This is a genomic window from Desulfofundulus salinus, assembly GCF_003627965.1.
In the GTDB taxonomy this organism is placed as follows: Bacteria; Bacillota; Desulfotomaculia; order Desulfotomaculales; family Desulfovirgulaceae; genus Desulfofundulus; species Desulfofundulus salinus.
This window is the reverse complement of sequence record NZ_RBWE01000001.1, coordinates 2,623,330-2,647,452: the sequence shown is the minus strand read 5'-3', so window position 1 is coordinate 2,647,452 and position 24,123 is coordinate 2,623,330. Positions and strand designations below refer to the sequence as shown.

The 24,123-nt window shown below is 55.9% G+C and carries 27 protein-coding genes and 2 pseudogenes; 18 read left to right on the top strand and 11 right to left on the bottom strand.

Annotated features, from left to right (window positions below; all coding sequences use genetic code 11):
• Nucleotides 1-6 precede the first annotated feature (6 nt).
• From nadC to D7024_RS13345, 5 genes are all read left to right on the top strand, one after another.
• Nucleotides 7-852 carry a carboxylating nicotinate-nucleotide diphosphorylase gene (gene nadC, locus D7024_RS13360; protein WP_013824222.1) on the top strand — a complete coding sequence of 282 codons (846 nt, stop codon included), beginning with the start codon at nt 7-9 and terminating at the stop codon, nt 850-852.
• A gap of 121 nt (nt 853-973) precedes the next feature.
• Nucleotides 974-1,678, top strand: coding sequence for a FadR/GntR family transcriptional regulator (locus D7024_RS13355; RefSeq protein WP_013824221.1), 705 nt, complete (start codon nt 974-976; stop codon nt 1,676-1,678).
• Between the two features lie 256 nt (nt 1,679-1,934).
• Nucleotides 1,935-2,063 carry a hypothetical protein gene (locus D7024_RS15465; protein ID WP_279221013.1) on the top strand — a complete coding sequence of 43 codons (129 nt, stop codon included), beginning with the start codon at nt 1,935-1,937 and terminating at the stop codon, nt 2,061-2,063.
• 418 nt (nt 2,064-2,481) lie between these two features.
• Nucleotides 2,482-2,868: an autorepressor SdpR family transcription factor gene (locus D7024_RS15525; RefSeq protein ID WP_121452223.1), complete on the top strand. Its 387-nt coding sequence runs from the start codon at nt 2,482-2,484 to the stop codon at nt 2,866-2,868.
• Nucleotides 2,817-3,500, top strand: a complete 684-nt coding sequence (locus tag D7024_RS13345; RefSeq protein WP_121452222.1) for an SdpI family protein — start codon at nt 2,817-2,819, stop codon at nt 3,498-3,500. The genes D7024_RS15525 and D7024_RS13345 overlap by 52 nt, the downstream gene beginning before the upstream one ends.
• Nucleotides 3,501-3,564: 64 nt before the next feature.
• On the opposite strand, the gene D7024_RS13340 is transcribed toward D7024_RS13345, so the two are convergent.
• Nucleotides 3,565-4,005, bottom strand: a complete 441-nt coding sequence (locus D7024_RS13340) for a hypothetical protein (RefSeq protein WP_121452221.1) — start codon at nt 4,003-4,005, stop codon at nt 3,565-3,567.
• Between the two features lie 307 nt (nt 4,006-4,312).
• Nucleotides 4,313-4,671 (bottom strand): annotated as a pseudogene (locus tag D7024_RS13335) (UPF0236 family transposase-like protein); the annotation flags it as partial.
• 87 nt (nt 4,672-4,758) lie between these two features.
• Between D7024_RS13335 and D7024_RS13330 the strand changes: the two are divergent.
• On the top strand, nt 4,759-5,241 hold the full coding sequence (locus tag D7024_RS13330) for a hypothetical protein (protein WP_121452220.1): 483 nt from the start codon (nt 4,759-4,761) through the stop codon (nt 5,239-5,241).
• Nucleotides 5,242-5,510: 269 nt separating this feature from the next.
• Here the strand turns inward: D7024_RS13330 and D7024_RS15460 are convergent, their stop codons facing one another.
• Genes D7024_RS15460 through D7024_RS13320 form a run of 3 tightly spaced genes read right to left on the bottom strand, consistent with a single transcriptional unit; the run spans nt 5,511 to nt 6,172 of the window.
• Nucleotides 5,511-5,672 carry a PIN domain-containing protein gene (locus tag D7024_RS15460; protein WP_279221023.1) on the bottom strand — a complete coding sequence of 54 codons (162 nt, stop codon included), beginning with the start codon at nt 5,670-5,672 and terminating at the stop codon, nt 5,511-5,513.
• Nucleotides 5,596-5,904 carry a PIN domain-containing protein gene (locus D7024_RS15455; protein ID WP_279221012.1) on the bottom strand — a complete coding sequence of 103 codons (309 nt, stop codon included), beginning with the start codon at nt 5,902-5,904 and terminating at the stop codon, nt 5,596-5,598. The genes D7024_RS15460 and D7024_RS15455 overlap by 77 nt, the downstream gene beginning before the upstream one ends.
• Entirely contained in the window at nt 5,870-6,172 is a 303-nt protein-coding gene (locus D7024_RS13320) for a hypothetical protein (RefSeq protein WP_121452219.1), read from the bottom strand. The genes D7024_RS15455 and D7024_RS13320 overlap by 35 nt, the downstream gene beginning before the upstream one ends.
• Nucleotides 6,173-6,350: 178 nt before the next feature.
• Between D7024_RS13320 and D7024_RS13315 the strand changes: the two genes are divergently transcribed.
• The 4 genes and pseudogenes from D7024_RS13315 to D7024_RS13305 all read left to right on the top strand — a co-directional run bounded on the left by D7024_RS13315 (nt 6,351) and on the right by D7024_RS13305 (nt 11,140).
• Nucleotides 6,351-7,343 (top strand): diguanylate cyclase, encoded by a 993-nt coding sequence (locus D7024_RS13315; RefSeq protein WP_243113789.1) that lies wholly within the window; start codon nt 6,351-6,353, stop codon nt 7,341-7,343.
• Between the two features lie 2 nt (nt 7,344-7,345).
• The gene (locus D7024_RS15250; RefSeq protein ID WP_243113788.1) at nt 7,346-7,537 is read left to right on the top strand and encodes a 4Fe-4S dicluster domain-containing protein; all 192 of its coding nucleotides are present in this window, start codon (nt 7,346-7,348) and stop codon (nt 7,535-7,537) included.
• Nucleotides 7,488-7,862 (top strand): annotated as a pseudogene (locus D7024_RS15245) (4Fe-4S dicluster domain-containing protein). The gene D7024_RS15250 and the pseudogene D7024_RS15245 overlap by 50 nt, the downstream one beginning before the upstream one ends.
• 488 nt (nt 7,863-8,350) lie before the next feature.
• Entirely contained in the window at nt 8,351-11,140 is a 2,790-nt protein-coding gene (locus D7024_RS13305; protein WP_121452218.1) for a CHASE4 domain-containing protein, read from the top strand.
• Between the two features lie 74 nt (nt 11,141-11,214).
• Here D7024_RS13305 and D7024_RS13300 read toward each other — a convergent pair whose 3' ends face one another.
• The 3 genes from D7024_RS13300 to D7024_RS13290 all read right to left on the bottom strand — a co-directional run bounded on the left by D7024_RS13300 (nt 11,215) and on the right by D7024_RS13290 (nt 13,421).
• Nucleotides 11,215-11,799, bottom strand: a complete 585-nt coding sequence (locus D7024_RS13300) for a biotin transporter BioY (RefSeq protein ID WP_121452217.1) — start codon at nt 11,797-11,799, stop codon at nt 11,215-11,217.
• Between the two features lie 215 nt (nt 11,800-12,014).
• Nucleotides 12,015-12,989: a biotin--[acetyl-CoA-carboxylase] ligase gene (locus tag D7024_RS13295; protein WP_243113787.1), complete on the bottom strand. Its 975-nt coding sequence runs from the start codon at nt 12,987-12,989 to the stop codon at nt 12,015-12,017.
• A gap of 93 nt (nt 12,990-13,082) precedes the next feature.
• Nucleotides 13,083-13,421 carry an ArsR/SmtB family transcription factor gene (locus tag D7024_RS13290; protein WP_013824197.1) on the bottom strand — a complete coding sequence of 113 codons (339 nt, stop codon included), beginning with the start codon at nt 13,419-13,421 and terminating at the stop codon, nt 13,083-13,085.
• Between the two features lie 166 nt (nt 13,422-13,587).
• Between D7024_RS13290 and D7024_RS13285 the strand changes: the two genes are divergently transcribed.
• The 6 genes from D7024_RS13285 (at nt 13,588) to lysS (ending at nt 19,307) form a co-directional block, all read left to right on the top strand.
• Nucleotides 13,588-14,364, top strand: a complete 777-nt coding sequence (locus tag D7024_RS13285; protein ID WP_121452215.1) for a type III pantothenate kinase — start codon at nt 13,588-13,590, stop codon at nt 14,362-14,364.
• Entirely contained in the window at nt 14,361-15,338 is a 978-nt protein-coding gene (dusB, locus tag D7024_RS13280) for a tRNA dihydrouridine synthase DusB (protein ID WP_121452214.1), read from the top strand. The genes D7024_RS13285 and dusB overlap by 4 nt, the downstream gene beginning before the upstream one ends.
• Before the next feature lie 169 nt (nt 15,339-15,507).
• A complete protein-coding gene (locus D7024_RS13275; RefSeq protein ID WP_121452213.1) occupies nt 15,508-16,032 on the top strand; it encodes a helix-turn-helix domain-containing protein in 525 nt (174 codons plus the stop codon).
• A 31-nt stretch (nt 16,033-16,063) separates the two neighbouring features.
• Nucleotides 16,064-17,173 carry an SDR family NAD(P)-dependent oxidoreductase gene (locus D7024_RS13270; protein ID WP_121452212.1) on the top strand — a complete coding sequence of 370 codons (1,110 nt, stop codon included), beginning with the start codon at nt 16,064-16,066 and terminating at the stop codon, nt 17,171-17,173.
• Between the two features lie 143 nt (nt 17,174-17,316).
• Nucleotides 17,317-17,790 (top strand): transcription elongation factor GreA, encoded by a 474-nt coding sequence (greA, locus tag D7024_RS13265; RefSeq protein ID WP_121452211.1) that lies wholly within the window; start codon nt 17,317-17,319, stop codon nt 17,788-17,790.
• Between the two features lie 23 nt (nt 17,791-17,813).
• On the top strand, nt 17,814-19,307 hold the full coding sequence (gene lysS / locus D7024_RS13260) for a lysine--tRNA ligase (RefSeq protein ID WP_121452210.1): 1,494 nt from the start codon (nt 17,814-17,816) through the stop codon (nt 19,305-19,307).
• A gap of 288 nt (nt 19,308-19,595) precedes the next feature.
• Here lysS and D7024_RS13255 read toward each other — a convergent pair whose 3' ends face one another.
• From D7024_RS13255 to D7024_RS13245, 3 genes are all read right to left on the bottom strand, one after another.
• Nucleotides 19,596-20,525, bottom strand: a complete 930-nt coding sequence (locus tag D7024_RS13255) for a hypothetical protein (protein ID WP_121452209.1) — start codon at nt 20,523-20,525, stop codon at nt 19,596-19,598.
• 64 nt (nt 20,526-20,589) lie between these two features.
• On the bottom strand, nt 20,590-20,823 hold the full coding sequence (locus D7024_RS13250) for a hypothetical protein (RefSeq protein ID WP_125185658.1): 234 nt from the start codon (nt 20,821-20,823) through the stop codon (nt 20,590-20,592).
• 138 nt (nt 20,824-20,961) lie between these two features.
• A complete protein-coding gene (locus D7024_RS13245) occupies nt 20,962-22,029 on the bottom strand; it encodes a copper amine oxidase N-terminal domain-containing protein (RefSeq protein WP_207666937.1) in 1,068 nt (355 codons plus the stop codon).
• Between the two features lie 449 nt (nt 22,030-22,478).
• Here D7024_RS13245 and D7024_RS13240 point away from each other — a divergent pair, with 449 nt between their 5' ends.
• Nucleotides 22,479-23,774, top strand: a complete 1,296-nt coding sequence (locus tag D7024_RS13240; protein ID WP_121452207.1) for a Glu/Leu/Phe/Val family dehydrogenase — start codon at nt 22,479-22,481, stop codon at nt 23,772-23,774.
• 46 nt (nt 23,775-23,820) lie between these two features.
• On the top strand, nt 23,821-23,982 hold the full coding sequence (locus tag D7024_RS15620; RefSeq protein ID WP_121452206.1) for an aldehyde ferredoxin oxidoreductase C-terminal domain-containing protein: 162 nt from the start codon (nt 23,821-23,823) through the stop codon (nt 23,980-23,982).
• The last annotated feature ends 141 nt before the right edge of the window (nt 23,983-24,123 follow it).

The following is a 24,123-nucleotide window of genomic DNA, read 5'->3' as shown; positions in this document are numbered from 1 at the left end:
TGAGGCATGCAGAACATCGTTCTAGAAGATCTGATCGACCGGGTGCTCAAGGAGGATATAGGCACCGGCGATGTAACCACCAACAGCATCGTACCACCGGATTACACCACCATCGGGTTTATTCATGCCAAAGAACCGGGAGTGGTGGCCGGCCTGCCCGTGGCCGGGGCCGTTTTCCGCCGTCTTTCACCGCACATTTCCTTTCAAATTCGGGTGCGGGAAGGGGAAAGAGTCCAGGCCGGACAGCTCCTGGCCCGGGTGGAGGGGGAGGCCCGGGCCATTTTGAGCGGCGAGCGGGTAGCCTTAAACCTTCTGCAGCGCATGTCGGGCATTGCCACTTATACCGCCCGGCTGGTGGAACTCATCCGGGAGTTCAAGGCCAAAATAGTGGACACCCGCAAAACTACCCCCGGTTTGCGCATCCTGGAAAAGTACGCCGTGCGGGTGGGGGGTGCCCTCAACCACCGCTTTGGTCTGTACGACGCCGTTTTGATCAAGGATAACCACATCAAGGTGGCCGGGAGCATCACCCGGGCGGTAGAGCTGGCCAGGGCCAACATACCCCATACCATGAAGGTGGAAGTTGAGGTTGAAGATTTGACCGGAGTAGAAGAGGCCCTTGCCGCCGGGGCCGACATCATCATGCTGGATAACATGGATATTCCCACCATGACCCGGGCGGTGGAGCTTGCAGCCGGCCGTGCTTACCTGGAGGCTTCGGGGAGGATTAACGAGCAGAACATTGTGGAGGTTGCCCGCACGGGAGTGGACTTCATTTCCCTGGGTGCGCTTACCCATTCCGCCCGGTCGCTGGACATCAGCCTGGATGTAGGAGAAATGAAGCCCCTGTAGAATAACTACAAAATGAATAAGGACGGAGCCCGCCCGTTGCACCGGGCAGACAGGGGGCAACCGCCGCCCGGATAGTTTAGTGACCCTTTCAGAAAACGATAAAGGCGGGAAGGTGGGGGCCGTGTACGATGCCTTAAAACCAATAAAGCCCAGGAAAATTTACGAGGAAATAATTGATCAGGTGAAGCAATTAATTGCCGAAGGTGTATTAAATCCCGGGGATAAACTGATCTCGGAGAAGGAGCTGGCCGAAAAACTCCAGGTGGGCCGTTCGGCGGTACGGGAAGCCTTCCGTGCCCTGGAAGCCATGGGAATACTGGAAATACGGCCGGGTGAGGGCACCTTTGTGCGGCGGGTGGAACCCCAGGCTCTGATCAACGTCCTCTCGCTGGTGTTAATGATGGACCGGGACACCACGGAAGAACTGATGGAATTGCGCAAGATACTGGAGGTAGAGTCGGCGGGCCTGGCCGCTTTGAGGCATACCCCGGAGGAGCTGGCCCAGATGGAGGAGGCCCTGGCCCAGATGGAGGCCGATATTAAAGCCGGGGACCTGGGGGAAAAGGCCGACTGGAAATTCCACTATGCCATAGCGGAAGCCACCCACAATTCCCTGCTGGTGGAACTGATGAACACCATTGCCGGCACCATGCAGAGAGTGCTGCGTACGGCCCGCATGCAGCTTTATATGACGCCCGGCACGCCCCAGCGCTTGTTAAACGAGCACAAGGCCATTTTCCTGGCCATTAAAGAAGGCCGGGATCAGGACGCCCGCCGGGCCATGTTTGACCACCTGGACAAGGTGGAAAAAGGCCTGCGCATTTAAGTAATCCATTCCAGAAGTACGGTGCCAGGCACTTAACTTATTAACTTATCGAGCTCCCCGGCCCCGCCTCATGTCCTGTGGAAACTGGCCGGCGGGTTAAGGAACATGAGCCGGGACGAATTCAGGCAGTTTGCCGCCTGGCTGGGTGCCCGGCGATTTTTTACGGCACCACCATAGCCGGCGCGGCTGCCCTGTTGGGTCTGCCGCGCTTCTGCCCCTGCAGCACTTGAGCGTGGTGAAGGCAGGAGAGATGCTTGTGGCCGGATCAGAAAAGCTGCACCCGGCGGCAGAGGAGAAATTCGCCCTGGCGCCTGCCGACCCGGAGACCAGAATTGCTCTCTTACTACTGATCATCCCCTTGGCGTCCTTTCCCTGGTGGGCTTAGCGGTCGGCGTATCCGACCCGGCGGAACTGCCCGGTTTCTGGCCTTCCTGGGCGGCATCGAGGAACCGCTCCAAGTCTGGGTTTGCCCCGGTTGCCGGTGGGTGGAATCCCGGTTTGCGGGGCGGGATTAGGAATTTTGTAAGGATTTAAAGCGCCCCTGGGCGTTTATTTTGTTTTGTAAAGGTGGAAGTGCTAATTAACCGGAGCGTCCGCGTTGAGAAGGGCGGCCGGTCGAGAGGCCGACGCGCTTACCTAAGTACCACAAACCGCGAACCGCCGAATTCGGAATGCTACTCCTGCGGGGCAGGCTTAGTATTGCAATTGTCTCTGCGGTATGGTAGATTGGTGCTGGTGGATAGTTAGATGTTTTTCTAAATATCTAAATATAAATAGCCGTTTGCGCGGCTGGCAGGTGGACAATGATGTTAAGTTTGGTTTTTAAAGCGCTGGCGGACGAAACGCGGCGGGAAATCCTGCGGCTCCTGCGGGAAGGCGACCGCACGGCGGGGGAAATCGCCGGACGGTTCGACCTGACCAAGCCGACCATCTCCCACCACCTGGGCGTGCTCAAGCAGGCCAACCTGGTGCAGGACTACCGGAAGGGCCAGCACGTTTACTACTCCCTGAACACGACCGTTTTCCAGGAGACGGCGGCCTGGTTTCTGGCGGTTATGGAGGGGAAGGGGCGAAAGGAAGCGGGTAAGGCGGTCAGGAAGCGGAAAGCCGGTGGGGATGAACGGGAAGGTGGTAAATCGTGCGGGAGGAAAATAAGAGGGAAGGTTATTCCCTCACCTGGGAGACCTTAAAGCCGGACTGGCCGCTGTGGGTGATCCTGGCCGGGCTCATTATTGCGGGATTTCTTTTTTACCCTATGCTTCCGGAGCAGGTGCCCGTTCACTGGAACATCCGGGGCGAGGTGGACCGCTACGGCTCGCGGGCCTATGGGGCCTTCTTCGCACCGCTTTTAACTTGTGGCCTTTACGCGCTGATGCTGGTGATGCCCTTGGTCGACCCGTGGCGCGAGAATTACGCCCGTTTTGGTGGTGTTTACCGGTTGCTGCGCTGGAGCCTGGTGCTCTTTATGGCCGGCATCTACGCTGCGGCTACGGCGGCAGCCCTCGGGTACGGCTTGGATATAGGCCTGCTGGTTAAAAGCGGCGTTGCTCTCCTCTTTGTCGCCGTTGGCAATGTTATGGGACAGGTACAACCCAATTTCTTTGTCGGCATCCGGACACCCTGGACCATGGCCAGCACGGAGGTCTGGCGGCGCACCCACCGCCTCGCGGCCAAAGTGTGGGTGCTGGGCGGTCTGATCTGTCTCGTTCTGGCACCGGTGCGTTCGCCCGCAGGCGCGTACGTGTTTTTCGCGTGCGTGGGTGTGATGGGGCTGGCGCCGGTGATCTACTCGTACGCTATTTTCAGGCGGCTGAGGAACTAGTCTCTCTTGCCGGGAGGGATGAGTGACCGGCGGCGAATAGGGCGGGCGGTGGTGGATTGCTGGTCTAAAGTTCCAATAACTTAACTAATTCTGCAGGCATTTCCCAGTGCTTCAAATCGGGGCTAACGTAGTAATATTGCGAATTCGCCTCCTTAACTACATAACTTACGGAATTCCCTTCTCGCCATATAGTAATAACGTAGGTTTTGCCGTTATATGAGGGAGAGTCCTCGCTACTGGTGGCTGCTTTGAGTTTATCAAAACCCCTGACTATTTCAACGAGCTTCTCTTTGTCCCTTATGAGCCCAACTGTCTCGTGTGCGTTACTGGTCATATCGATAATGCGGGCATACAGTAATTCGTCTTTTAGCTCAGAGTATGGCTTGTGGTAAGTCAGGGATACATCTCGACTTGTGAACAGGGCTTGCCAAGTAAGACCACCTAGTAATACCAGGACCAAAACTGCTATCCCAGCAAACAGGCGTTTCTTAGAAATGGCAACCACCCTCCCTTCACTACATTTAATCCACCAGACTTAACTAAGCTGACAGTGAGAGTGTCCCAGTGAGGCAGATGAGGTTCAAATTCTACTATTGGCGCCACCGTCAGTCAATTGGCCGGATTTTAAGACCCTATTGAGTTCGTCCATAGAGTACCGGGTCCGTGTCAAGATCTAGTAGGTATCTCCACAAAAATTTTTCCCGTTATGAGACCTCACCGCTCAAAAACACTAGCTTCAAGGCAGCGGCCTTGACATCCACCCCGCAGGTGGTCAGACAAACCCACCGACGGGGCGGCTCCGGGGAACAGGGTTCTTTCAGGCGAGGGGTAATCGTGGCCCGCTCCGGCCAGCCCAACAGCTCATCCAAAAAGAAGCTGGTTTCCCCGGTTTTCTTGTTGTTGTACAGGCGCCTTTTGTAGGGAAATTCCCCAAAGGTGCTGATGGCTGTTTTATCCCGAAACCCGACCACCCTCCAGGTGCTCCGGTCACGTTCATTCATCAGGCGGGTATCGAGCTGTTCCAGTGCCCAGGTATTTGGTTGCAGACTTTCTGACAAAGCTCATGGATACCTTTTTCAAGTTCATAGAAGTCCTTACACCCACCAAGTAATTCAATCAGACCCTTAACGAAAAGAAGGACTGCACCCACTATTTGGCGAATATTTAGCATGAGACCTCACACTCCTTTAGCTTGATTTTTGGTGTTTTTTGGGCGCGTGAGGTCTCATTTCTTTTTCAGGGGGCTGATCCTCTTCTGGTGCCTACTGAAATTTTACACGGCCTAAATGCAAAATGCAGTGGTGCCTTCCTTGACTTAAACGGCAGGGTGATCAGGACGGAGATTTTGGGCCACCTGGCAGGTGGTAGGCCGCTGGAAGTGCATTGCGGGGAGGAGATTCAGAGCTTATCCCTGGATGAGGAAAAGCCGCGGCTGGTAAGCGAAGAGGGCCTCACGCGGGAGCTGGGGGCAATTAAGGCGGAAAATGTGCCGGCAGAAGGGCAGGTCCGTCCCGGTTTCGGCACCTACCGCAGTCTTTTGCTGGTCAGCACCCTGGCCGGCGGGGCGCAGGGCCGGGGGGACGAGACCGGATGGCTGCTCGTTTTCAAAGAAGGGCGGCTGCTGGGGAAAACGGCTGTAAGGCTGGAGGCCGGAGAAGCAACGACTTATGCGGACGGCGCAACAAAACGTCACCAACTTCCTTCGCGAGTAGCACGGCTTCTTTACCCGACGGAGTGGTGAAGACAAGTACTCTTGGCTAACCCAAAACCGGTACCGGAAAATCAGTAGTCAGCCAGTGGGTAAGTGGTGTTTGAGGGCCAGATGTCCGTTAGTTTTAGTTATTATACTTACGGCAGTGGTCCTGGCGTCGGGATGTATGAAAAACGCGGCCAACGAATAAAACAGTGGTGCATGAAAATGAAAAGCTTAAAACTGGTTCTCTCCGCAAAGGAAAGAAGCGACCCAGCGTCCCGGAAATAACGGATTTACCCCCGGTCTATTTCTTGTTTTTAAAAACCCAGGAAACCTTCCAATATACACAACATTTCAGCGGTTGTATAAGTCTTTATTTGTTTTAATTCCACCAGGTCGTTGTCATTCGACCAGACCGGGCACTTCAACGCCAGCGCCAACGCTACGAGTTCTACGTCCTCCGGGTCTCTCTTTCCGATTAAGTCCGTAGCGACCGGGATTCTGTCCAGAATACGTTTCTTTCTTTATAACTTCCAGCTCCAGCAGGGAAAAGGCCGCTTCCATGACCTCCCGGCTCAAACCCTTTTTTGGGGCCAAAACCGGAATGTACTCCTTGACCTCATTGACCACGCTGGCAGTTGTAACAAACTTTAAAGTTTTCGCTTCAACAAACACCTTACTCGCTTTCCCGCCGATCAGCGTCGAAAGCACGATGTTCGCGTCCACGGCGATCTTTCCGGAAAGTTGCAAAGTCCTCCAGCACCTCTTCCTCTGTTATCCCTTTTTCCTGTCTTTCTTTGGCGACTTTTGCCACCAGGGCCTTCAGGGCCGCCCGGCGCACTTCGTCATCAACGTTTATATCCTCCCAGGGAATAAATATGCCTGCGGGTTTGCCGTTCCGAAAAACCATCACCGCTTCCTTCCTGCGGATAAATTCGCTGGCGTGGGTTTTAAACTCCCTTACGCTTGCAAACTCCATTATGGTCACCTCCGTGACTACATTGTAACATATCAGCGGGAAAATGGAAAGGATTGTTTACCGAAACAGGTTTAACGGGATGGCAGGGATGGGGGTAAAGGGGTTGTGGACGGCCGGCAGGCCGGGAGATTAAAGAAAATTTAACCGGAAATTTGCATTTTATTGGGGAAAAGTAATAATGCCCGACTTCATTAAAATAGACATGTCCCTGGTCAGGGACATCAACCTTAACCCTATCAAGAGGGCCCTGCTGGAAACATTTATAACCTTTGCCGAAAAAATCGGCTGCGCCATTATTGCCGAGGGCATTGAAACCGGGGAGGAATTGATCACCCTTGCCAATATCGGCGCCCACTACGGCCAGGGCTACTTCCTGGGCAGGTCGGTATTCCCGAAAGCCTACCTGGATGAGACTGTAGAGGTTAAGGTGCTCCGGCTGGCCTCCAGCGGGCGCAACAGGGCCTGGAAGCATGCCTTCCCGGTAGGAGAAATCGCGGAAAACGCCGTAAGTGTCCGCAAAGACTGCCTGGTTCGCGAAGTAAAAAAAATACTGGAAGATAATGACCTGCTTGATGGAGTGGTGGTGGTAGAAGAGGGAAAACCCGTGGGGTTGGTGATGCGCTACCGCCTGGACCGCTACCTGGGGATGCAGTACGGGGTACCCCTGTATTTCGATCGCCCGATAACATCGCTAATGGACACTTCTCCCCTGGTGGTGGAGGAAGACACTCCCATTGAAATAGTTTCCCGGGTTGCCATGAACCGGGACAGGCTCAAGCTCTACGACTATATCGTTGTTACAAGAAATCAGATGTTCAAGGGGGTTGTATCGGTTCAGACTTTACTTGATACCATGACCAGAATCCGGCTGGAAATGGCCAGGGGCGCCAATCCGCTGACCGGATTGCCGGGAAATATAGCCATCGAGCAGGAACTGTCCAGGCGGGCCAGGGAAGATGAGGACTGCGCGGTGATCTACCTGGACCTGGACCATTTCAAGTCTTATAACGATAGGTACGGCTTTGAAAGCGGTGACCAGGTGATTTTGTTTACCGCCGCTCTCCTGAGCAGTGTCGTAAAAAAGTTCGGCGCCAAAAATGATTTCATCGGCCACATCGGGGGTGATGACTTTATCATCATAACCGTTCCGGAAAAGGCAGAGATTTTATAGAAATGCAAAAAGAAGTATTAATTAACTTCGACCGGTGCCTGGGCTGCCGTTCCTGCCAGCTGGCCTGTGCCGTGGCTCACTCCACTGCGGGCAATCTTTTGGGCGCCGTGTTAAACGGCGAAAAACCGCGCACCCGCATTTTTCGTGCACCAGGTGGGCGGGCAAAAGGCACCTCTGAACTGCCGTCACTGTGAGGACGCCCCGTGTATTGACGCCTGCATTGCCGGGGCCATGCACCAGCAGGAGGACGGCACGGTAACCAATGTGGGCGGCGAGCAGTAGTGCACCGCCTGCTGGATGTGCGTGATGGTCTGTCCTTACGGTGTGATCCGCAGCGACGCCGCCGGCACCATGGCCCTGAAGTGCGACCGGGAATGCCGGGATGAAGCAGGGGTGCCGGCCTGCGTGCGTGCTTGCCCCACAGGGGCGCTGGTTTACGCCGGGGTGGACGAATACAGCGGCCGGCGGCGTGTGGATGTGCAGGCACGCGCATTGCAGCAGGTGAGTGGCAACTTTTGAAGCCGCAGCAAGTACCTTTTTTGGATTAAAAGAGCACCCTCCGGTTCAAGGCGGGTGCCTTTTTTCACAGCGCACGGTAACCTGGGGCAGAAGACCACCATGGGCATGGGGCAGTGCATGCAGAGCCGCGTCTGGAACCCGGACGAACTCCTGCGGGAGGTGGGGAAATGAGCCGCAAACTGAAACCTTATCCCGCCTGCGGTTGCTGTAAAAGCGGAGCCAGTAATTTTTGAACGCCTGCCCGGGGAGCGCGATGCGCCTGCTACACCCGGTATTCGCAAAAAATTTCCCCGGCTGGTAGGTAATTGAGCTAAGGTGTCGAATTTCCCCAGATATTGAAGCTTTATTGGTAACGGCATTTAATTTGGTAAAGTAATAAACCAAACACGCCGGGGAATATAACCCCCGCTGCACTGAAAGCTTGCCGCTTTACCCTTATGCGGTGACGGGAACCCGGCTGCCGGCCAGGACCTGGGGGAGATACCGGGATGTCTTTAAAAACCAGGATAGTCCTCACCCTATGCGCCGCCTTCGCCATTCTTGCCCTTGTTTTTTTTGCGGTTTTTCATGTGATCGCAAATAACATTGTAGCTGAGCTGGAAAGAGATGATCTTAAGCAGAATATTGAGCGGGCCCTGCAGGCCCTGGAAAGGGAAATGGCGGAGCTGGATAAATCTGCCCAAGACTGGGCTACCTGGGACGACACGTACACCTTCGTGAAGGACAGAAACCGGGAATATATAGAAAAAAACCTGGTCGATAACGTGTTTAAAATTTTGAGAATCAACTATGCAGTAATTATAAATACAAGGGGAGAGATGGTATATGCCAGGGGATACGATCCGGAAGAGGGAGAAGATGTCCCCTTACCCCGGGAAATTGTCCTTCCGGCCCGCCAAAAAGCAGGCGGTCTTAAAGGGCTGGTGGTGACGCCGGAAGGGGCGGTGCTGGTGGCCGCCAGGCCCGTTCTCAAAAGCGATGGAACTGGACCAGCCCGTGGGATCCTGATCTTCGGCCGTATCTTAAATGATAATCATTTAAAAGAGCTCTCGAAGATTACCCGCCTGCCCCTCACCCTTCACCCGCCGGGGGCCGTGGACTTCCGCGTCCTGCAGCCGGCGGGCTCTTTAGAGAACGGGGAGGCATGCTACGCCAGGATAATTTCCCCTGAGGAAAGCGCCGGCTTTACCGTCATTAAAGACCTGCAGGGGAAAACCGCCTTAATCCTTCAGGTTAATTCGGACAGGCGCGCTGCCAGGGTGTTCCAGTCCGCCGAAAAGGCCTTCAGCCTTTACCTGGCGCTGGCGGCGGTCCTGTGCTGCGGCCTGGCCCTGTTCTGGCTGAACCGTGCCGTCGTATCCCGGCTGGCAAAGCTTACCGCTGCCGTAACCAGCACGGGCTACCAGTTTCCCCTTTCCTCCGGGTTCCCGGTTCTGGGGGGAAGGGATGAGCTTTCCCTTCTTTCCGCTGAAATCGGCAAAATGCTGGACAGGCTGGAAGAGTACCGGCGAGAGATAAGCGATAAGGAAAAGAAATACAGGGCGGTGGTGGAAAACGCCGCCGAAGCCGTCGTGGTGGTCCAGGAGGGCGTGGTCAAATTTGCCAACCGGGCGGCTGCGGTCCATACAGGCTACACAACGGAAGAGATCGTCTTGAGGCATTTCCTTGACTTCATTCACCCGGAAGACAGGGAGGCAGTATGGGAACATTACAGGGAATTGCTGGAGAATAAAGGCATCTTATACGCATTTCCGTTCAGGGTAATAGCCAGGGACGGGAGTATCAAGTGGGCGGAAACAAACTCCGTAGTGGTCGAGTGGGAGGGGCAGCCCGCCACCCTGCATTTTTTGACCGACATCACCCCGCGCAGGATTCTGGAAGAAGAGCTGCAGAGGTTGATGGCAGAAAAGTCCCTGATTCTCGACAGCCTTACGGAGCTGGTTGTATTTATAGACCGGGACATGCAGATCATCTGGGCCAACCGCGCGGCCGGCCAATCCGTCGGCAGGAGCCCCGGAGACCTTTTTGGAGCGAAATGCCACGAAATATGGCACGGCAGGAGCGTTCCCTGCCAGGGCTGCCCGGTGGTGCAGGCTGTGGAGACCGGTCAGGTATGCGCAGGGGAGGTGGCTTCGCCGGACGGCCGCCTGTGGAGTATTACTGCCTCCCCCGTTAAGGACGAAAAGGGAAACGTTATAGGGGCCGTGGAAGCAGCCCTGGATATCACCGAGCGCAGGCGCTACGAAGAACAGTTGAAATATTTGAGCCTGCACGACCCATTGACAGGCCTTTACAACCGGGCCTTTTTCCAGGAAGAGCTCAGGCGCTTATCTGTCAGCCGGGAATACCCGATAACCATCCTGGTGGCCGATCTGGACGGCCTGAAACTGGTCAACGATACCCTGGGTCACGCCAGGGGTGATGAAATGTTGAAGGCCTGCGCAGATGTTTTGAGAAATTCCCTGCGCCGTTCCGATATTCTGGCCCGCATAGGGGGCGATGAGTTCGCCGCCCTTCTGCCGGGAACAGATGAAAAAACCGGGGAAGATATTGTGTACCGGATACGCTCCCGGATCGGTGACTACAACAAAGAACACCCCGAGCTGCCCCTGCACGTATCTACAGGCTTTGCCACGTGCCGGAGCGGGGACGAATCCCTCGAAGACACCTTCAAGAAGGCCGACGACCTCATGTACCGCCATAAGCTTGTGCACAGGGCCGGCGCGCGAAACCAGATCGTGGGCGCGCTGCTGGCAGCCCTCAAAGAGAAGGATTACCTCACCGCGGGGCACGCCGAAAGGCTGAAAGAAATGTGTCTTAAAATGGGCGAGAAACTGGGGCTTTCTCCCCGGCAGATGGCAGACCTGGCCCTTTTAGCCCAGGTCCATGACCTGGGCAAGGTTGCCGTGCCGGACGAAATCTTATTCAAGAAAGGCCCGCTTACAGAGGAAGAATGGGAGGTCATGCGCCAGCACCCCGAAAAGGGCTACCGCATCGCCCTGTCCTCCCCCGACCTCGCCGGGGTGGCGGACTTGATTCTCAAGCACCACGAAAGGTGGGACGGGAAGGGATACCCCCTGGGGCTGAGAGGAGAAGAGATACCGGTGGAATGCCGCATCCTGTCCATTGCCGATGCCTTTGACGCCATGACCGGCGGGCGGCCGTACCTAAAGCCCAGGAGCAAAGAAGAGGCGATAGCAGAGCTTAAAAGGTGTGCGGGGAGCCATTTCGACCCGCAGCTTGTTGATGTCTTTGTTTCCCTGTTTTCAGATGCATGAAGGGCCGGCCATAACCTTTGTTTTTCTTGTTTTGCTGTTTTTGCTTGAAAGCTACGGAGGCCCAGCGGGACGTTTTACCTCACGCGGCCGGTGCTTTCACCGGCCAGGCCGTGCAGCCGCCGGTAAACCAGCCGGGCCAGCACAGCAGCCAGTGCGGCCTTGAGCAGGTCGAAGCCAATGAAGGGCAGGAATCCTATCTTAATCACCTGCAGGGCGGAAAAGGTTTTGCCCATGTAGAAATTCAGTATTACGTAGAGGTAGGGCAGGCCCAGGAGGTAGATTACCGCCAGGCCGGCGACCATGGCCAAAAACAGGGGTACCACGCCCGGGTCCTTTTGTTTGGGGGCCAGGGCTCCCGTAACCCAGGCGCCCCCGATAAAGCCCAGAAGGAAGCCGAAGGTAGGCTTCAGCACATAGGCCGGGCCGCCAAAGGGGGCCGTCTCAAAAACCGGCAGGCCGACAAGGCCCAGCAGCACGTAGATCAGCATGCTCAAAGCCCCCACCCGGGCACCCAGAAGCCCGCCGGCCAGCATAACCACAAAGGGCACCAGGCTAAAGGGTACATAAGGTGTAATGAAGAAGCGGGACAACATAGCTGCCACGGCCGCCAGGGCGGCAAAGAGGGCGGCCAGAATCATATCCCGGGGTGATAGTTTCATGGAATGATGCCTCCTTACATTACAATTTTGTACAATCACTTGCAAAACTGTTGAGTGCTGGGCAAACTTAACGAGACCGGAGGCGGGGCAGGGATGCCCGGAGCGAAATAGTTAACTTCAGGATATTTACTGGTTAACCAAAAAGTCACAATACTTCCCCTGAAGGAGCATCAAATGGAGCGTCTTTCATGACGACGATGACAGCCTCATTTGTTCTACCTGGCCCGCAGGCTCACCTCCCCGCTGACCACCCTTTTGTATTCGCCGCCGGGCAGGCGCAGTACCAGCGAGCCGTCGGCATCCACATCCTCGGCCCACCCTTCCCAGGTTTCCCTCTGGGTGAACACCCTGACCGGCCGGTGCAGGGTAACGTTTAGCTCCTTCCAGCAGGCCAGCACCGGGGCAAACCCCTCTTTTTCCCAGAGCCTGTACCAGTATTCCAGCTCGGCCAGCAGGTTTTGCAGCAAAGGCACCCGGGAAACCCGCCGCCCCCTTTCTATCTGCACCGAGGTGGCGATTTCCCGCAGCTCCGGGGGGAACTCATGGCGGTCAATATTGACGTTGATGCCCATGCCGATGATTAAATAATTGATCCGCTCCATTTCGGCGGAGAGTTCGGTTAAAATGCCGCATATTTTTTTCTCCCCCACCAGCAGGTCGTTGGGCCACTTGATTCCCGCCTCAACTCCCGCGGCCCGGCGCAGTGCCCGGGCCACGGCCACGGCTGCCAGCATGGTCAGGGGAGGGGCGTCCATGGGGTTCACCGCGGGGTGCAAGATCACGGAACACCAGATTCCCCGGCCGTGGGGGGAGAACCAGCCCCGGCCCATACGTCCCCGGCCCCCGGTTTGTTCCTCGGCCACCACCAGGGTGCCGTTGGGGACCCCGCGGGCGGCCAGTTCCCGGGCCGTGCTGTTGGTGGACTCCACCTGGTCGTAATGATAAACGTTGCGTCCCAGAAAGGCAGTTTGCAGCCCCCGGGTGATTTCCGCGGGATAAAGGCGGTCCGGAATGTTTACCAGGCGGTAGCCGGCGTGGGGCACGGCCTCAATGTCATAACCCGCCCCCCGCAAAGCCTGGATGTGCTTCCATACCGCCGTGCGGGAAACCCCCAGGCTCTGGCAGATAGCCTCCCCGGAGACGAAATCAGGGTATCCTTTTACCAGCATTTCCAGGACCTGTTCCTTCAACAAAAGACACCTCAGGACAAAAACCGTTACTTTCCTTAAATTTTAAGGCTATTAACGACTTTTGTCAACTTTGTCAACAACACTGGTTGACGGCTATTTTTTCAGCTCTTTTTTGCGCAGGCTCTTTAAGGTGGACATGGTATCCTCCACCTGTGAGACCAGCACGCCGTCCAAAAGGTCAAGAATTTGAAATACTTCCGGGTACTTTACCCGGTAATTCACCCGCAGCCCTTCTTTGCGGGAATCAACAATGTCCAGCTTTTTCAGTACCGCCAGGTGCTGGGATACGTTGGACTGCTCCATATCCAGCTCTTCGATGATTTCACAGACGCACCGTTCTCCCTGCCGCAGGCATTCCAGAATGCTCACCCGGGTGGGGTGGGCCAGGGCTTTTAATATATCCGCCTTCATGCGGGGAATGCGTTCATTCATTGCCTCTACCTCCGGAAATCTTGCTTAATTATTATCTGATAATATCATAATTTTTGCTCCAGTGCCAGTGAAGGCCGGATCGGTTCCAGGACCTCTTATACAATGTACATTTTGTTGCACCGCCTGTACCCCTTTGATAGAATTACTCTGAAAAGGAGTGGATACGATGATCCTGGTATTTGACGTGGGGAATACAAATATTGTTCTGGGGGTATATAAAGGCCAGGAATTGCTGGAGCACTGGCGGCTGTCCACAAACCCCCACCGTACCGCCGATGAATACGGTATGTTACTCCGGGATCTCTTCGATTATGCGGGCATTTCCCGCCGGGACATCAAGGCCCTGGTAATCTCTTCAGTGGTACCGCCCTTAATGCTGGCCCTGGAACAGATGAGCGAGAAATATTTTGGCGTCAAACCCCTGGTGGTGGGGCCCGGGATCAAGACGGGCCTGGCCATTAAATATGATAACCCCCGGGAGGTGGGTGCCGACCGCATTGTCAATGCGGTGGCGGGGTACGAGCTTTACGGCGGCCCGTTGATCATTGTTGATTTTGGTACGGCCACCACCTTTGATGCCATATCGGCCAGGGGAGAATACCTGGGCGGTGCCATTGCCCCTGGTATCGGCATTTCCACCGAGGCCCTCTTCGCCCGGGCCGCCAAGCTGCCCCGGGTTGAGCTGGTCAGGCCGCCGGCAGTGATTGGCAAGAACACCGTCAGCAGCATGCAGGCGGGGATCGTCTTTGGCTTTGTGGGTCAGGTGGATGAAATTGTGCGCCGGATGAAGGATGAGCTGGGGGGAAACCCCACCGTGCTGGCCACCGGCGGCCTGGCCGAACTTATTGCCCGGGAGTCCCGCACCATCGACCGGGTAGATCCCCTGTTAACCCTGAAGGGCCTGCGCTTGATTTATGAACGCAATTTGCCGGCGGTGAGATGACCATGAAGTTATTGATCGGTAACGTCGAACTGGCCAATCCGGTAATTGCCGCCCCCATGGCCGGGGTTACCGACCGGGCCTACCGCATCCTGGCCCGGGAGGCCGGCTGCGGCCTGGTCTTCACGGAGATGATCAGCGACCAGGCTTTAATCTACGGCAATCCCCGCACCCGGATCATTCTCGAGCACGGGGGCGAGAAAGGCCCCCTGGCCGTGCAGGTCTTCGGTTCCAACCCCGACTACATGGCCCGGGCGGCGGAAATTGTGGCCGGCGAGGGCGCCGATATCATAGACATCAACATGGGCTGCCCCACGCCGAAAATCGTTAAAAACGGCGAAGGGGCGGCCCTGATGAAGAACCCGGAACTGGCCGCCGAGATTGTGTCCCGGGTGGCGGCCCGGGTAAAGGTGCCGGTCACGGTCAAAATGCGCAAGGGTTGGGATGATGATCACGTTAACGCCGTTGAGCTGGCCCGCCTGGTGGAAGCGGCCGGGGCTGCGGCGGTAACCGTTCACGGGCGTACCCGGGCCCAGTTCTACAGCGGGCAGGCCGACTGGGACATTATTCGCCGGGTAAAGGAGGCGGTGGGCATCCCGGTGATTGGCAACGGGGATGTGCGCACGCCCCTGGATGCCAGGCGGATGCTGGAGGAGACGGGCTGCGACGGCGTAATGATCGGGCGGGCCTCCATGGGCAACCCCTGGATTTTTTCCCGCACGGTGCATTACCTGGCCACCGGTGAGCTCCTGCTCGAACCCACCTGGGAGGAAAAGATCCGCACCGCCCTGCGGCACCTCGATCTCCTGGTAGCGCTAAAGGGAGAGCACATCGGGGTGCTGGAAATGCGCAAGCACGCGGCCTGGTACCTGAAGGGGCTGCGGGGCGCCGCCCGGCTGCGGGAGAAAATAAATCAGGCCGGTTCGGTCCAGGAAATGAAGGATATTTTAACGGGAATCCTCATGGATGCATTATAAATTATAATCGCTTGCGGCAGGCGGTGTGCTGGTACCGGTGCACCGGCCGTTTTTTGTGTGTAAATGTTTTATGCCTTGCCTTTTCTGGTAAGCCCTGCTACAATAATGTACACAAAAGTGTGCACATTTTTCATCCCCTTTCGGGATATAATGGATGGTGTAATTTTCCTTGGATCTCATCCGCATTGGCGAAAAGATCATCAGCCGGCGCCGCATCGACCAGTACGTTTCCAGGATGCTTGAGCTGCGGGCTAAAGGCTTATCCCAGGCGGAAGTGGCCGGCCGTTTGGGCGTGGATCGCACACTGGTGAGCCGCCTGGAGAGCCTGGGCGAGGTCCGCAAAGGCAAGCGGATTGCCGTGGTTGGTTTTCCCGTCAAGAACAAAGAAGAGCTCCAGTCCGCCCTGGTTAAAGAAGGGGTGGATTTCGTGCTCCTCATGACCGAAGCTGAACGGTGGGACTTTGTGCGGAGCAAAAACGGTCTTGAGCTGGTTAATACCATGATGGATTTAATAGCCGGGGTGCATGCCTTTGACCAGGTAGTGGTCATCGGGTCCAGCAAAAGAATTAAAATTATTGAAGCGGTGCTGGATAAGCCCGTTCTGGGGTACGAAATTGGTGAATCGCCCATACAGGAAGACAAATATGTCAATCCCGACGAAATTGTGGAACTAATCCGGGCAGTTAGGCTTTAAGTCTGCCGTAAAACGGTTAGAGGTGAGTCCTGTGGAAAAATTTGCTTTTATCATCCACCCCCTTGATGTCCGGGATGTGGCCAGGAAGTTTCCCTTCACCCGCTACCTTCCCGAGCGCTGGGTGGAAAGCGCCTTCCGGTTGGTGCCTCCCATGAGGGTGTCCCATATTACCGGTGTGAAAACCCCTTACGGGGAAGCGGAAGGCTGGTTTGTGGCCTGCCCCCTTACTGCCCGGCAGATGGTGGAATTGCCGGAGGATTTTGTGCTGGAACGGATTATTCAGGCGGGGCGGGTGGCCGAGAGGCTGGGAGCCGGCATTGTCGGCCTGGGTGCTTTTACCTCCGTGGTGGGGGATGCGGGCATTACCGTGGCCAAAAACCTGAATATAGCCGTGACCACTGGTAATAGCTATACAGTGGCCACGGCCATTGAGGGGACAAAGGAAGCGGCACGCCTGATGGGGCACGATTTGCGCCGGGCACACATTGTGGTGCTGGGAGCCACCGGTTCCATCGGCAGGGTTTGTGCCCTCATGCTGGCCCGGGAGGCCACCAGGATGACCCTGGTGGCCAGGGATAAATCCAGGCTGGAACAGGTGGCGTCAAAAATACTTTACGAAACGGGTCTGGCGGTGACCATCACCTCTGACGTGAAGAAGGCCCTGCGGACGGCCCAGGTGGTAATTGCCGTCACCAGCGCGGTGGATACCCTGATCGGGCCCGAAGACCTTTTGCCGGGGGCCGTGGTTTGCGACGTTTCCCGCCCCCGCAATGTGAGCCGCCAGGTGGCCGAACAGAGGGATGACGTGCTGGTGATCGAAGGCGGCGTGGTGGAGGTGCCTGGTGAAGTTAATTTTAACTTCAACTTTGGTTTTCCGCCCGGCACGGCTTACGCCTGCATGTCCGAAACCATGATTTTAGCCCTGGAAAAAAGGTATGAGAATTTTTCCCTGGGTCGGGACATAACCATTGAACAGGTGGAGGAAATCAGTGCCCTGGCCAAAAAACACGGCTTCAAGCTGGCCGGTTTGCGCAGCTTTGAGCGGGCCATTGATCCCCGGGAAATCGAGCGCATCCGTGCCCGGGCCGAAAGCCGCCTTAACGCGCTGGGGGAGCAGCAACTGGTGGGGGTAGCCCCTTGACAAAGGGAAAAACCCTCCTTATAATGGGTTGAAAGGTTAATGGTACCGCGAGCACTGCAATGGTTTTTGTCATTGCAGTGCTTTCAGTGTCGTTGGGGGAGTAGGTTCTGCTGGGCAGAGAAATGCAAAGGAGACGAGGGAACATGAAGGAAAAGGAAGTAATTTTAACCCTTGAGGGCTTAAAAAAGCTCGAAAAGGAACTGGAAGAGCTGAAAACCATCCGTCGCCGCGAAGTAGCCGCCCGCATTAAGCAGGCCATTGAATTTGGAGATATCAGTGAAAACTCGGAATACGAGGATGCCAAAAACGAACAAGCCTTTATTGAAGGCCGTATTTTAACACTGGAGCAAATGCTGCGTAACGCCAGGGTTATTGACGATGAGCGTACGGGAACGGATGAAGTAGGCCTTGGTTCTACCGTCCGCCTCAAAGACCTGGAGTTTGGCGACGAAGTTGAATATACCATTGTTGGCTCCGTGGAGGCCGATCCCGGAGCTCATAAAATTTCTAACGAGTCTCCCGTGGGCAAGGCCATTCTGGGCCAGCGCAAGGGGAGTGTGGTCGAAGTTTCCGTGCCGGCAGGACTGCTTAAATACCAGATTGTGGATATACGTTGACCAGGATTCGCCGGAGGAATGTCATGACGGAAAAGGAAAGTGTAGAACTCAAGCCGGAAGATTTACATGAACTGCTGCGCGTGCGCCTGGAAAAACTGGAGGAACTCAAGGCACAGGGGATCGAGCCCTACGGCGGGCGCTACCCGCGCACCCACCTTGCCGCCTGGATTATCGAACATTATGAGGAGTGCGAGGGGCAAAAGGTATGTATTGCCGGTCGCTTAATGGCCCGGCGTGGCCACGGCAAAGCCAGTTTCGGCAACCTCAGGGACGGCTCGGGGCAGATTCAGATCTACCTGCGGCTAAACGATGTGGGTGCCGAAACTTATAACTTGTTCCAGCGGCTGGACATAGGGGATATCATCGGTGTGCGGGGCAAGGTTTTTAAAACCCGCACCGGTGAAATCACCGTGGCCGTGGAGGAGCTGACCCTGCTGGCCAAGTCCCTGCGCCCCCTGCCGGAAAAATGGCACGGCTTAAAGGACGTGGACCTGCGTTACCGCCAGCGTTACCTGGACCTGATCGTCAATCCCGAGGTAAAAAACACCTTTATCATCCGGAGCCGGGTGATCCACGCCATCCGGAATTTCCTGGAGAGGCGGGGTTTCCTGGAAGTAGAAACGCCCATGATGCACCCCATTGCCGGCGGTGCGGCGGCCAGGCCCTTTATTACCCATCACAACGCCCTGGATATGAATCTTTACCTGCGCATTGCTCCGGAACTTTACCTCAAGCGCCTGCTGGTGGGCGGGTTTGAAAAGGTTTACGAAATAAACCGGAATTTTCGCAATGAAGGCATTTCCACCAAGCACAACCCGGAGTTCACCATGCTGGAACTGTACCAGGCCTATGCCGACTACCACGACATGATGGACCTGACCGAAGAAATGATTTCCACCGTGGCCTCCGAGGTGCTGGGTACCACCACCGTCACCTACCAGGGGGTCGAGATTAATCTTGCGCCGCCCTGGAAAAGGCAGACCATGCTGGAGGCAGTCAAGGAACATACCGGGCTGGACTTTAACCAGTACCGAGATGACGGGGAGAGAGCCCGCCGGGCGGCCCGGGAGCTGGGGGTGGAGGTGGAGGAAAAGGACAGCTGGGGCACCGTCCTGAACAAGGTGTTCGAGGAAAAAGTGGAGCCGCAGCTGATCCAGCCCGTTTTTATCATGGACTACCCCATTGAAATTTCACCCCTGGCCAAGCAGAAAACGGAGGACCCCGCCCTGACGTACCGTTTTGAGCTGTTTATTTACGCCCGGGAGATGGCCAATGCCTTCTCCGAACTCAACGACCCCATCGATCAAAAGGCCCGCTTCCTCAAGCAGCTGGAGAAGCGCCGGGCGGGGGACGAAGAAGCCCACATGATGGACGAGGATTACATTACCGCCCTGGAATACGGCATGCCGCCCGCGGGAGGTCTGGGCATCGGCATTGACCGGCTGGTGATGCTGCTGACCGATTCCCCGTCCATCCGGGATGTAATCCTCTTCCCGTTAATGCGGCCGCGGGAGTAGATCAAAAAGCAGCACCCTTGCCGTTGAAGAAAATGTTCCCCGGCTACCTTGAGCAGGAAGAACTGGTGGTAAACAGAAGTAATTTACCCCGCCCTGACCACGGTGGTAAAACTGAACTTGTGGAAAACCGCCCCTGAAAACCTGTAGCCCTGTGTTGTGGTTCGAGCGGGGCATCGCCCCATAGGGCGATAATTATACCCAAATACGGCTGCTATTGTACGTAACAATGAAAATGCGCAGCAAGAAAGCCCGTTCTCCTTTGGCCAGTGAGGAGGACGGGCTTTCCCATCAGTGCTCCTCCTCTTCGCGAAGATCGCCCCGGAAGTAGACCAGATCCGCTTCCGCGGCCCAGATGTCTCCGTCCACGGCCAGCACAATGTCCTCGGAGGGCCGCAGGCGCACCATCTTCTCCCGCCTCTCCACTATCCACAGCACTTCGTCCGCCAGGTGCCACTCTCCGGGAGCACCCAGGTCTCCCCGGCGAAAACGTTCGTGCTCGTAGTACTTTGCACCCGGGCGCAGCCTTACCTCCCGCGCGGTGCGGTAGTTTTCCGGGGTAACCGGCACGGTGGCGGCGGCCTTTAGCCAGCCGACTCTTTCCCGCCCGGTTTCGTAAACGTTAACCTGCGCCCAGTACCACTGTTCCCCGGCCGCCTCTTTTACCGCCAGCACCCTCACCACCGCCCCCGGAGATAAAGTATGGTACGGGGGCGCAGCAGCTTCGGGCCGGCTGTACAACGGAGCAGCCATGGCAACCAGCCGCCGGGGCGCTTTCCCGGGATCAGCAGGGAGAACGTCCGGGTTCACCACTTGAATGTAGGCGTAAGTACCCACCCCGCTGTTGACGCGAAATTTCGGGTCGGCGGCGAGAAAATAATAGTTTCCCGCCGGCAGATCAGGGGGAATTTTTACCTGGGCGTGATTATCTTTCAGCCGGCCGTAGTTTTTCACCAGGCCGATCCCCGGGCAGGACAAACCCAGCGCCAGTTCCGCCTTGATTTCGTGCAGACGGTCGCTTTTCAAAGCGACGGAAACCTCGTCACCCGGCTTGACCACCAGGGGCGAAGCAACGAGGTAAATGCCTTTCGGACTGACTTCCTTAGGACCGGGTGCGCCTGCATCCTGCTGCCCGCTGCCGGCCCGGCACCCGCTCAAGAACGCCAGGCAAAGGATCGCCGCCAGCAGCCACTGGTTTAACGAGTTTTGCCTTCTCCTCATGAAATCGCCCATCCTCACAAGTAATGAAAAAATTGTATACCAAAGCACCAAAGGCGCGCTCAGTTTACGTCCCAAAAAAAATGACCAGAGCAAGCCAGAAAGTAAAAGCAAATAACACGTAAAGAAAAATCCACGCCAGTTTAACTACCCCCAGCCTGACGGCAACCGTCGCACCAACCGGCAACAGGGGCAGCAACCAGGCGTAATATCTAAACCTGGGGGTCATCCCGAGATACCAGGCAAAAGGAGTATAGAGAAAAGCGGCGGCAATTATCCACAGCGCTTGCCTTTTAAGCATACCAATCACCGCGAACACGAAGGAGGCAATTACAGTGTGCCAGCCGGTGAACAATCCGGCCGACCAATCCCAATCTGCGCCGGAGCCAGGGCTAAGCTCGGGCACAACTGGCTTAAGAACGCTCCCGTCACCGGACTGCTATTTAAATTTTACGGTATAGATCAGCTTGAGGTCCCGGGTGCTGCTGGTAACAATGTTGTAGGCCGGCTCACCTCTTGTATCTATCTCAACCAATAGGGAGGGTCCCTGGATGGCGGCAGCGCTTTTCAGGGCGGCCCCGTAGGGAAAATCTTCCTTCAAAAGGTCCTCATTTGCGACCGGTTCTTGAGCCGGCAGCGCCCGCCAGGAAATCCTTTCAATTAGCGGGTGATCAGGTTTGAGCTCGCCCTCGCTGCTTTTTGGACAACGCACGCCGTAGATGCGGACGGTTAAACCGTCGTGCCGGCGGTCAACGACAGTAAAAGGCCTTTTATGCCCTCCGGCCAGCACCTGCTCCGGGGCAACGGCCAGCTCCAAGGCAACCGCTCCGTCTTTTAAGCTTACGCCTTTAAAAACGTGCTCCCAGGCTCCGCTCGCCCCGAAAGCGACGGAGCGCGTAAGGTATAACTCTTCCCGGGACAATTTTTTGTTTTCCACATCGTAGCGCAAAAGGTAGGGGAAGCTGTAATCGCCGCAATCACCGCCTCCTTTGGCGACGAAGACAAGTTCGTCATCCCCGACCTCTTTGAGTCGCGCGCTTTCCAGAAAACCAACGATCAAATCTTTTTCGCCCGTCTCTGCGTCGCAAAGGAAGTAACTGTAATCCATATTCCAGACGTGCTCCAGTAAAAAACGGTGCTCGCCCACCCGCCAGAGCTTTTTCACTTCTCCTTTCACGTCCGGCGCGGGCTTGAACTCGTCTCCGGCCCGGGCAAGGGACCCGGCCAACTGCCCAAGCCAATCGCCGGTAACCACTTTTACGGTCCGGCTTCCGGCATCCCAGGCTACCTTCGCCCCCAGGGCTTCGGCAACCTCCCTGACCGGCGCCACGGCACGCCCGTCAATTAGCTGGGGCGGGACGTCCGGGCTGATTTCCTTACCGTCTACCACGAGCCTGACGGCCTTTTTGGCAAAGGCCGTTCCCGCGACCAGGAAAATTATTGCGGTTATCGCCAGCAGTAAGAAGATAAATAACTTAAACCCGGGCTTAGATCTAGACAACATCATCCGTCTTCCCTCTTTCATTTAAACTATTTAATGTTTTTAATATTTCAACGCTTGACTTATTAATTATGACGGTGAACAATGAAAAAAGGTTCCCGCAATGTAAAAATTTTTTTGGAAGTCAACCACGCAAAAGCCGACAAGAATAAAATTTTATCCAGTAAAGTGCAGTATTTGGCTAAAGAATGCTCCATGAGTATTTCAATGTCTTCCCGGCGCTCCCGCAGCGGTGAAAGCATACCCATCACCCCCGTATGTCTAAATCCCAGATTGAGATCTCATTTTGTTACAGATGACCGCAAATTGTCGCCGGCTCTAATTCTCTTACTCGGCTGAATTCCAGATGCGATATAGTGAAAACAAATTGGTATTGGCACAGTTGTTGCTTGTCACAAATTATAAATGTATACAGTATACTTAGCATTCATGTAGCAAAATGGGGGTGTAGGAAAATGACCGGGGTAAATCCCTTTGCCAGCGCGCAGCAGGAGATCAAGCGGGCGGTGAGTCGTTTGGGCCTGCACCCGGCGGTATATGAAATTTTAAAGCAGCCTTTAAGGGAGCTCACCGTGGTCATTCCGGTGGAAATGGACGACGGGACCGTTCGCGTTTTTACCGGTTACCGGGTTCAGCATAACAGCGCCCTGGGACCGGCAAAGGGCGGCATACGTTTTCATCCTGACGTCACCCTGGAAGAAGTAAGGGCGCTGGCCATGTGGATGACCTTCAAATGTGCGGTGGTGGGCCTGCCTTACGGAGGGGGTAAGGGCGGGGTGGTATGCAATCCCAAAGAACTCTCGCCCGGCGAACTGGAGAGGTTGAGCCGGGGCTACGTGCGGGCTGTTGCAGAGATTTTAGGTCCTGAGAAAGATATCCCGGCGCCGGATGTGTATACCAATCCCCGGATCATGGCCTGGATGATGGATGAATTCAGCCGCTATAAAGGGTACAACGAGTTTGGTGTTATTACCGGCAAGCCGCTGATCGTGGGCGGATCGGCGGGCCGCAACGAAGCCACCGCCCGGGGGTGTGCCATTGTAGTGCGGGAGGCGGCCAAGATGCTGGGGATACCCCTGGCCGGGGCTACAGTGGCCGTACAGGGTTTCGGAAACGCCGGCAGTATTGTGGCCCGGCTGCTGCACGAAATGGGCTGCCGCATTGTCGCCGTTGTGGATTCCACCGGCGGAGCCTTTAATACCGCCGGCATGGACCCGGTAAAATTGCGTGACCATAAGACAAAAACCGGTTCTGTAAAGGGTTTCCCCGGCAGCAAACCCATTTCCTCCACCGAACTGCTCACCCTGGACTGCGATATTCTGGTGCCGGCGGCGCTGGAAAACCAGATTACCGCCAGTGTGGCCGGGCAGGTCAGGGCAAAGATTGTGGCCGAGGCGGCCAACGGCCCCACCACACCGGAAGGCGACCGGATATTGAATCAAAAGGGAATTTTTGTCATACCTGATATCCTGGCCAGTGCGGGAGGGGTTACGGTCTCCTATTTTGAATGGGTGCAAAACAACATGGGATATTACTGGACTGAGGAAGAGGTAAACCGCCGTCTTGAGGAAATTATGGTGCGCGGTTTTCATGAAGTGGTGGCCATGCGCAAGCTGGGCAGGGATGTGGATATGCGCCTGGCTGCCTACATGGTGGCGGTCAAGAGGGTGGCCGAGGCTATGGAAGTGCGCGGTTGGCTGGGCAGGGCGGCCCGCATGACTGCACCACGGGTGGAGGCTGCGCTGGCCTGACAAAAGACCTGCAGGGCCACGAAGCCATCAAATTTTTACCCTGCCGTTGCGAATTTTCCGGGAACCCATGACTTCGGCTTCCACTTCTGATAAAATAATACCTGAAGGTCAATCTCACAGTATGTTGCAGGAATACTATGCCTTGCGTGGTTGGGACCGGAACAGCCGGCCCTGTACTCGACAGTTGCAGGAATTGGGGTTGGCATGAAACACGTTGCCAGGGCGGTGTGCTGGAGTGAGCACGAACCGGCTGCGGCTTTCTGAAATTGTTTGTAAGCGTAAAATAAACCCCACCTTGCAATCAGGTGGGGACATAATCTGGCTTATTTATTAACCCTGCACACAGGGG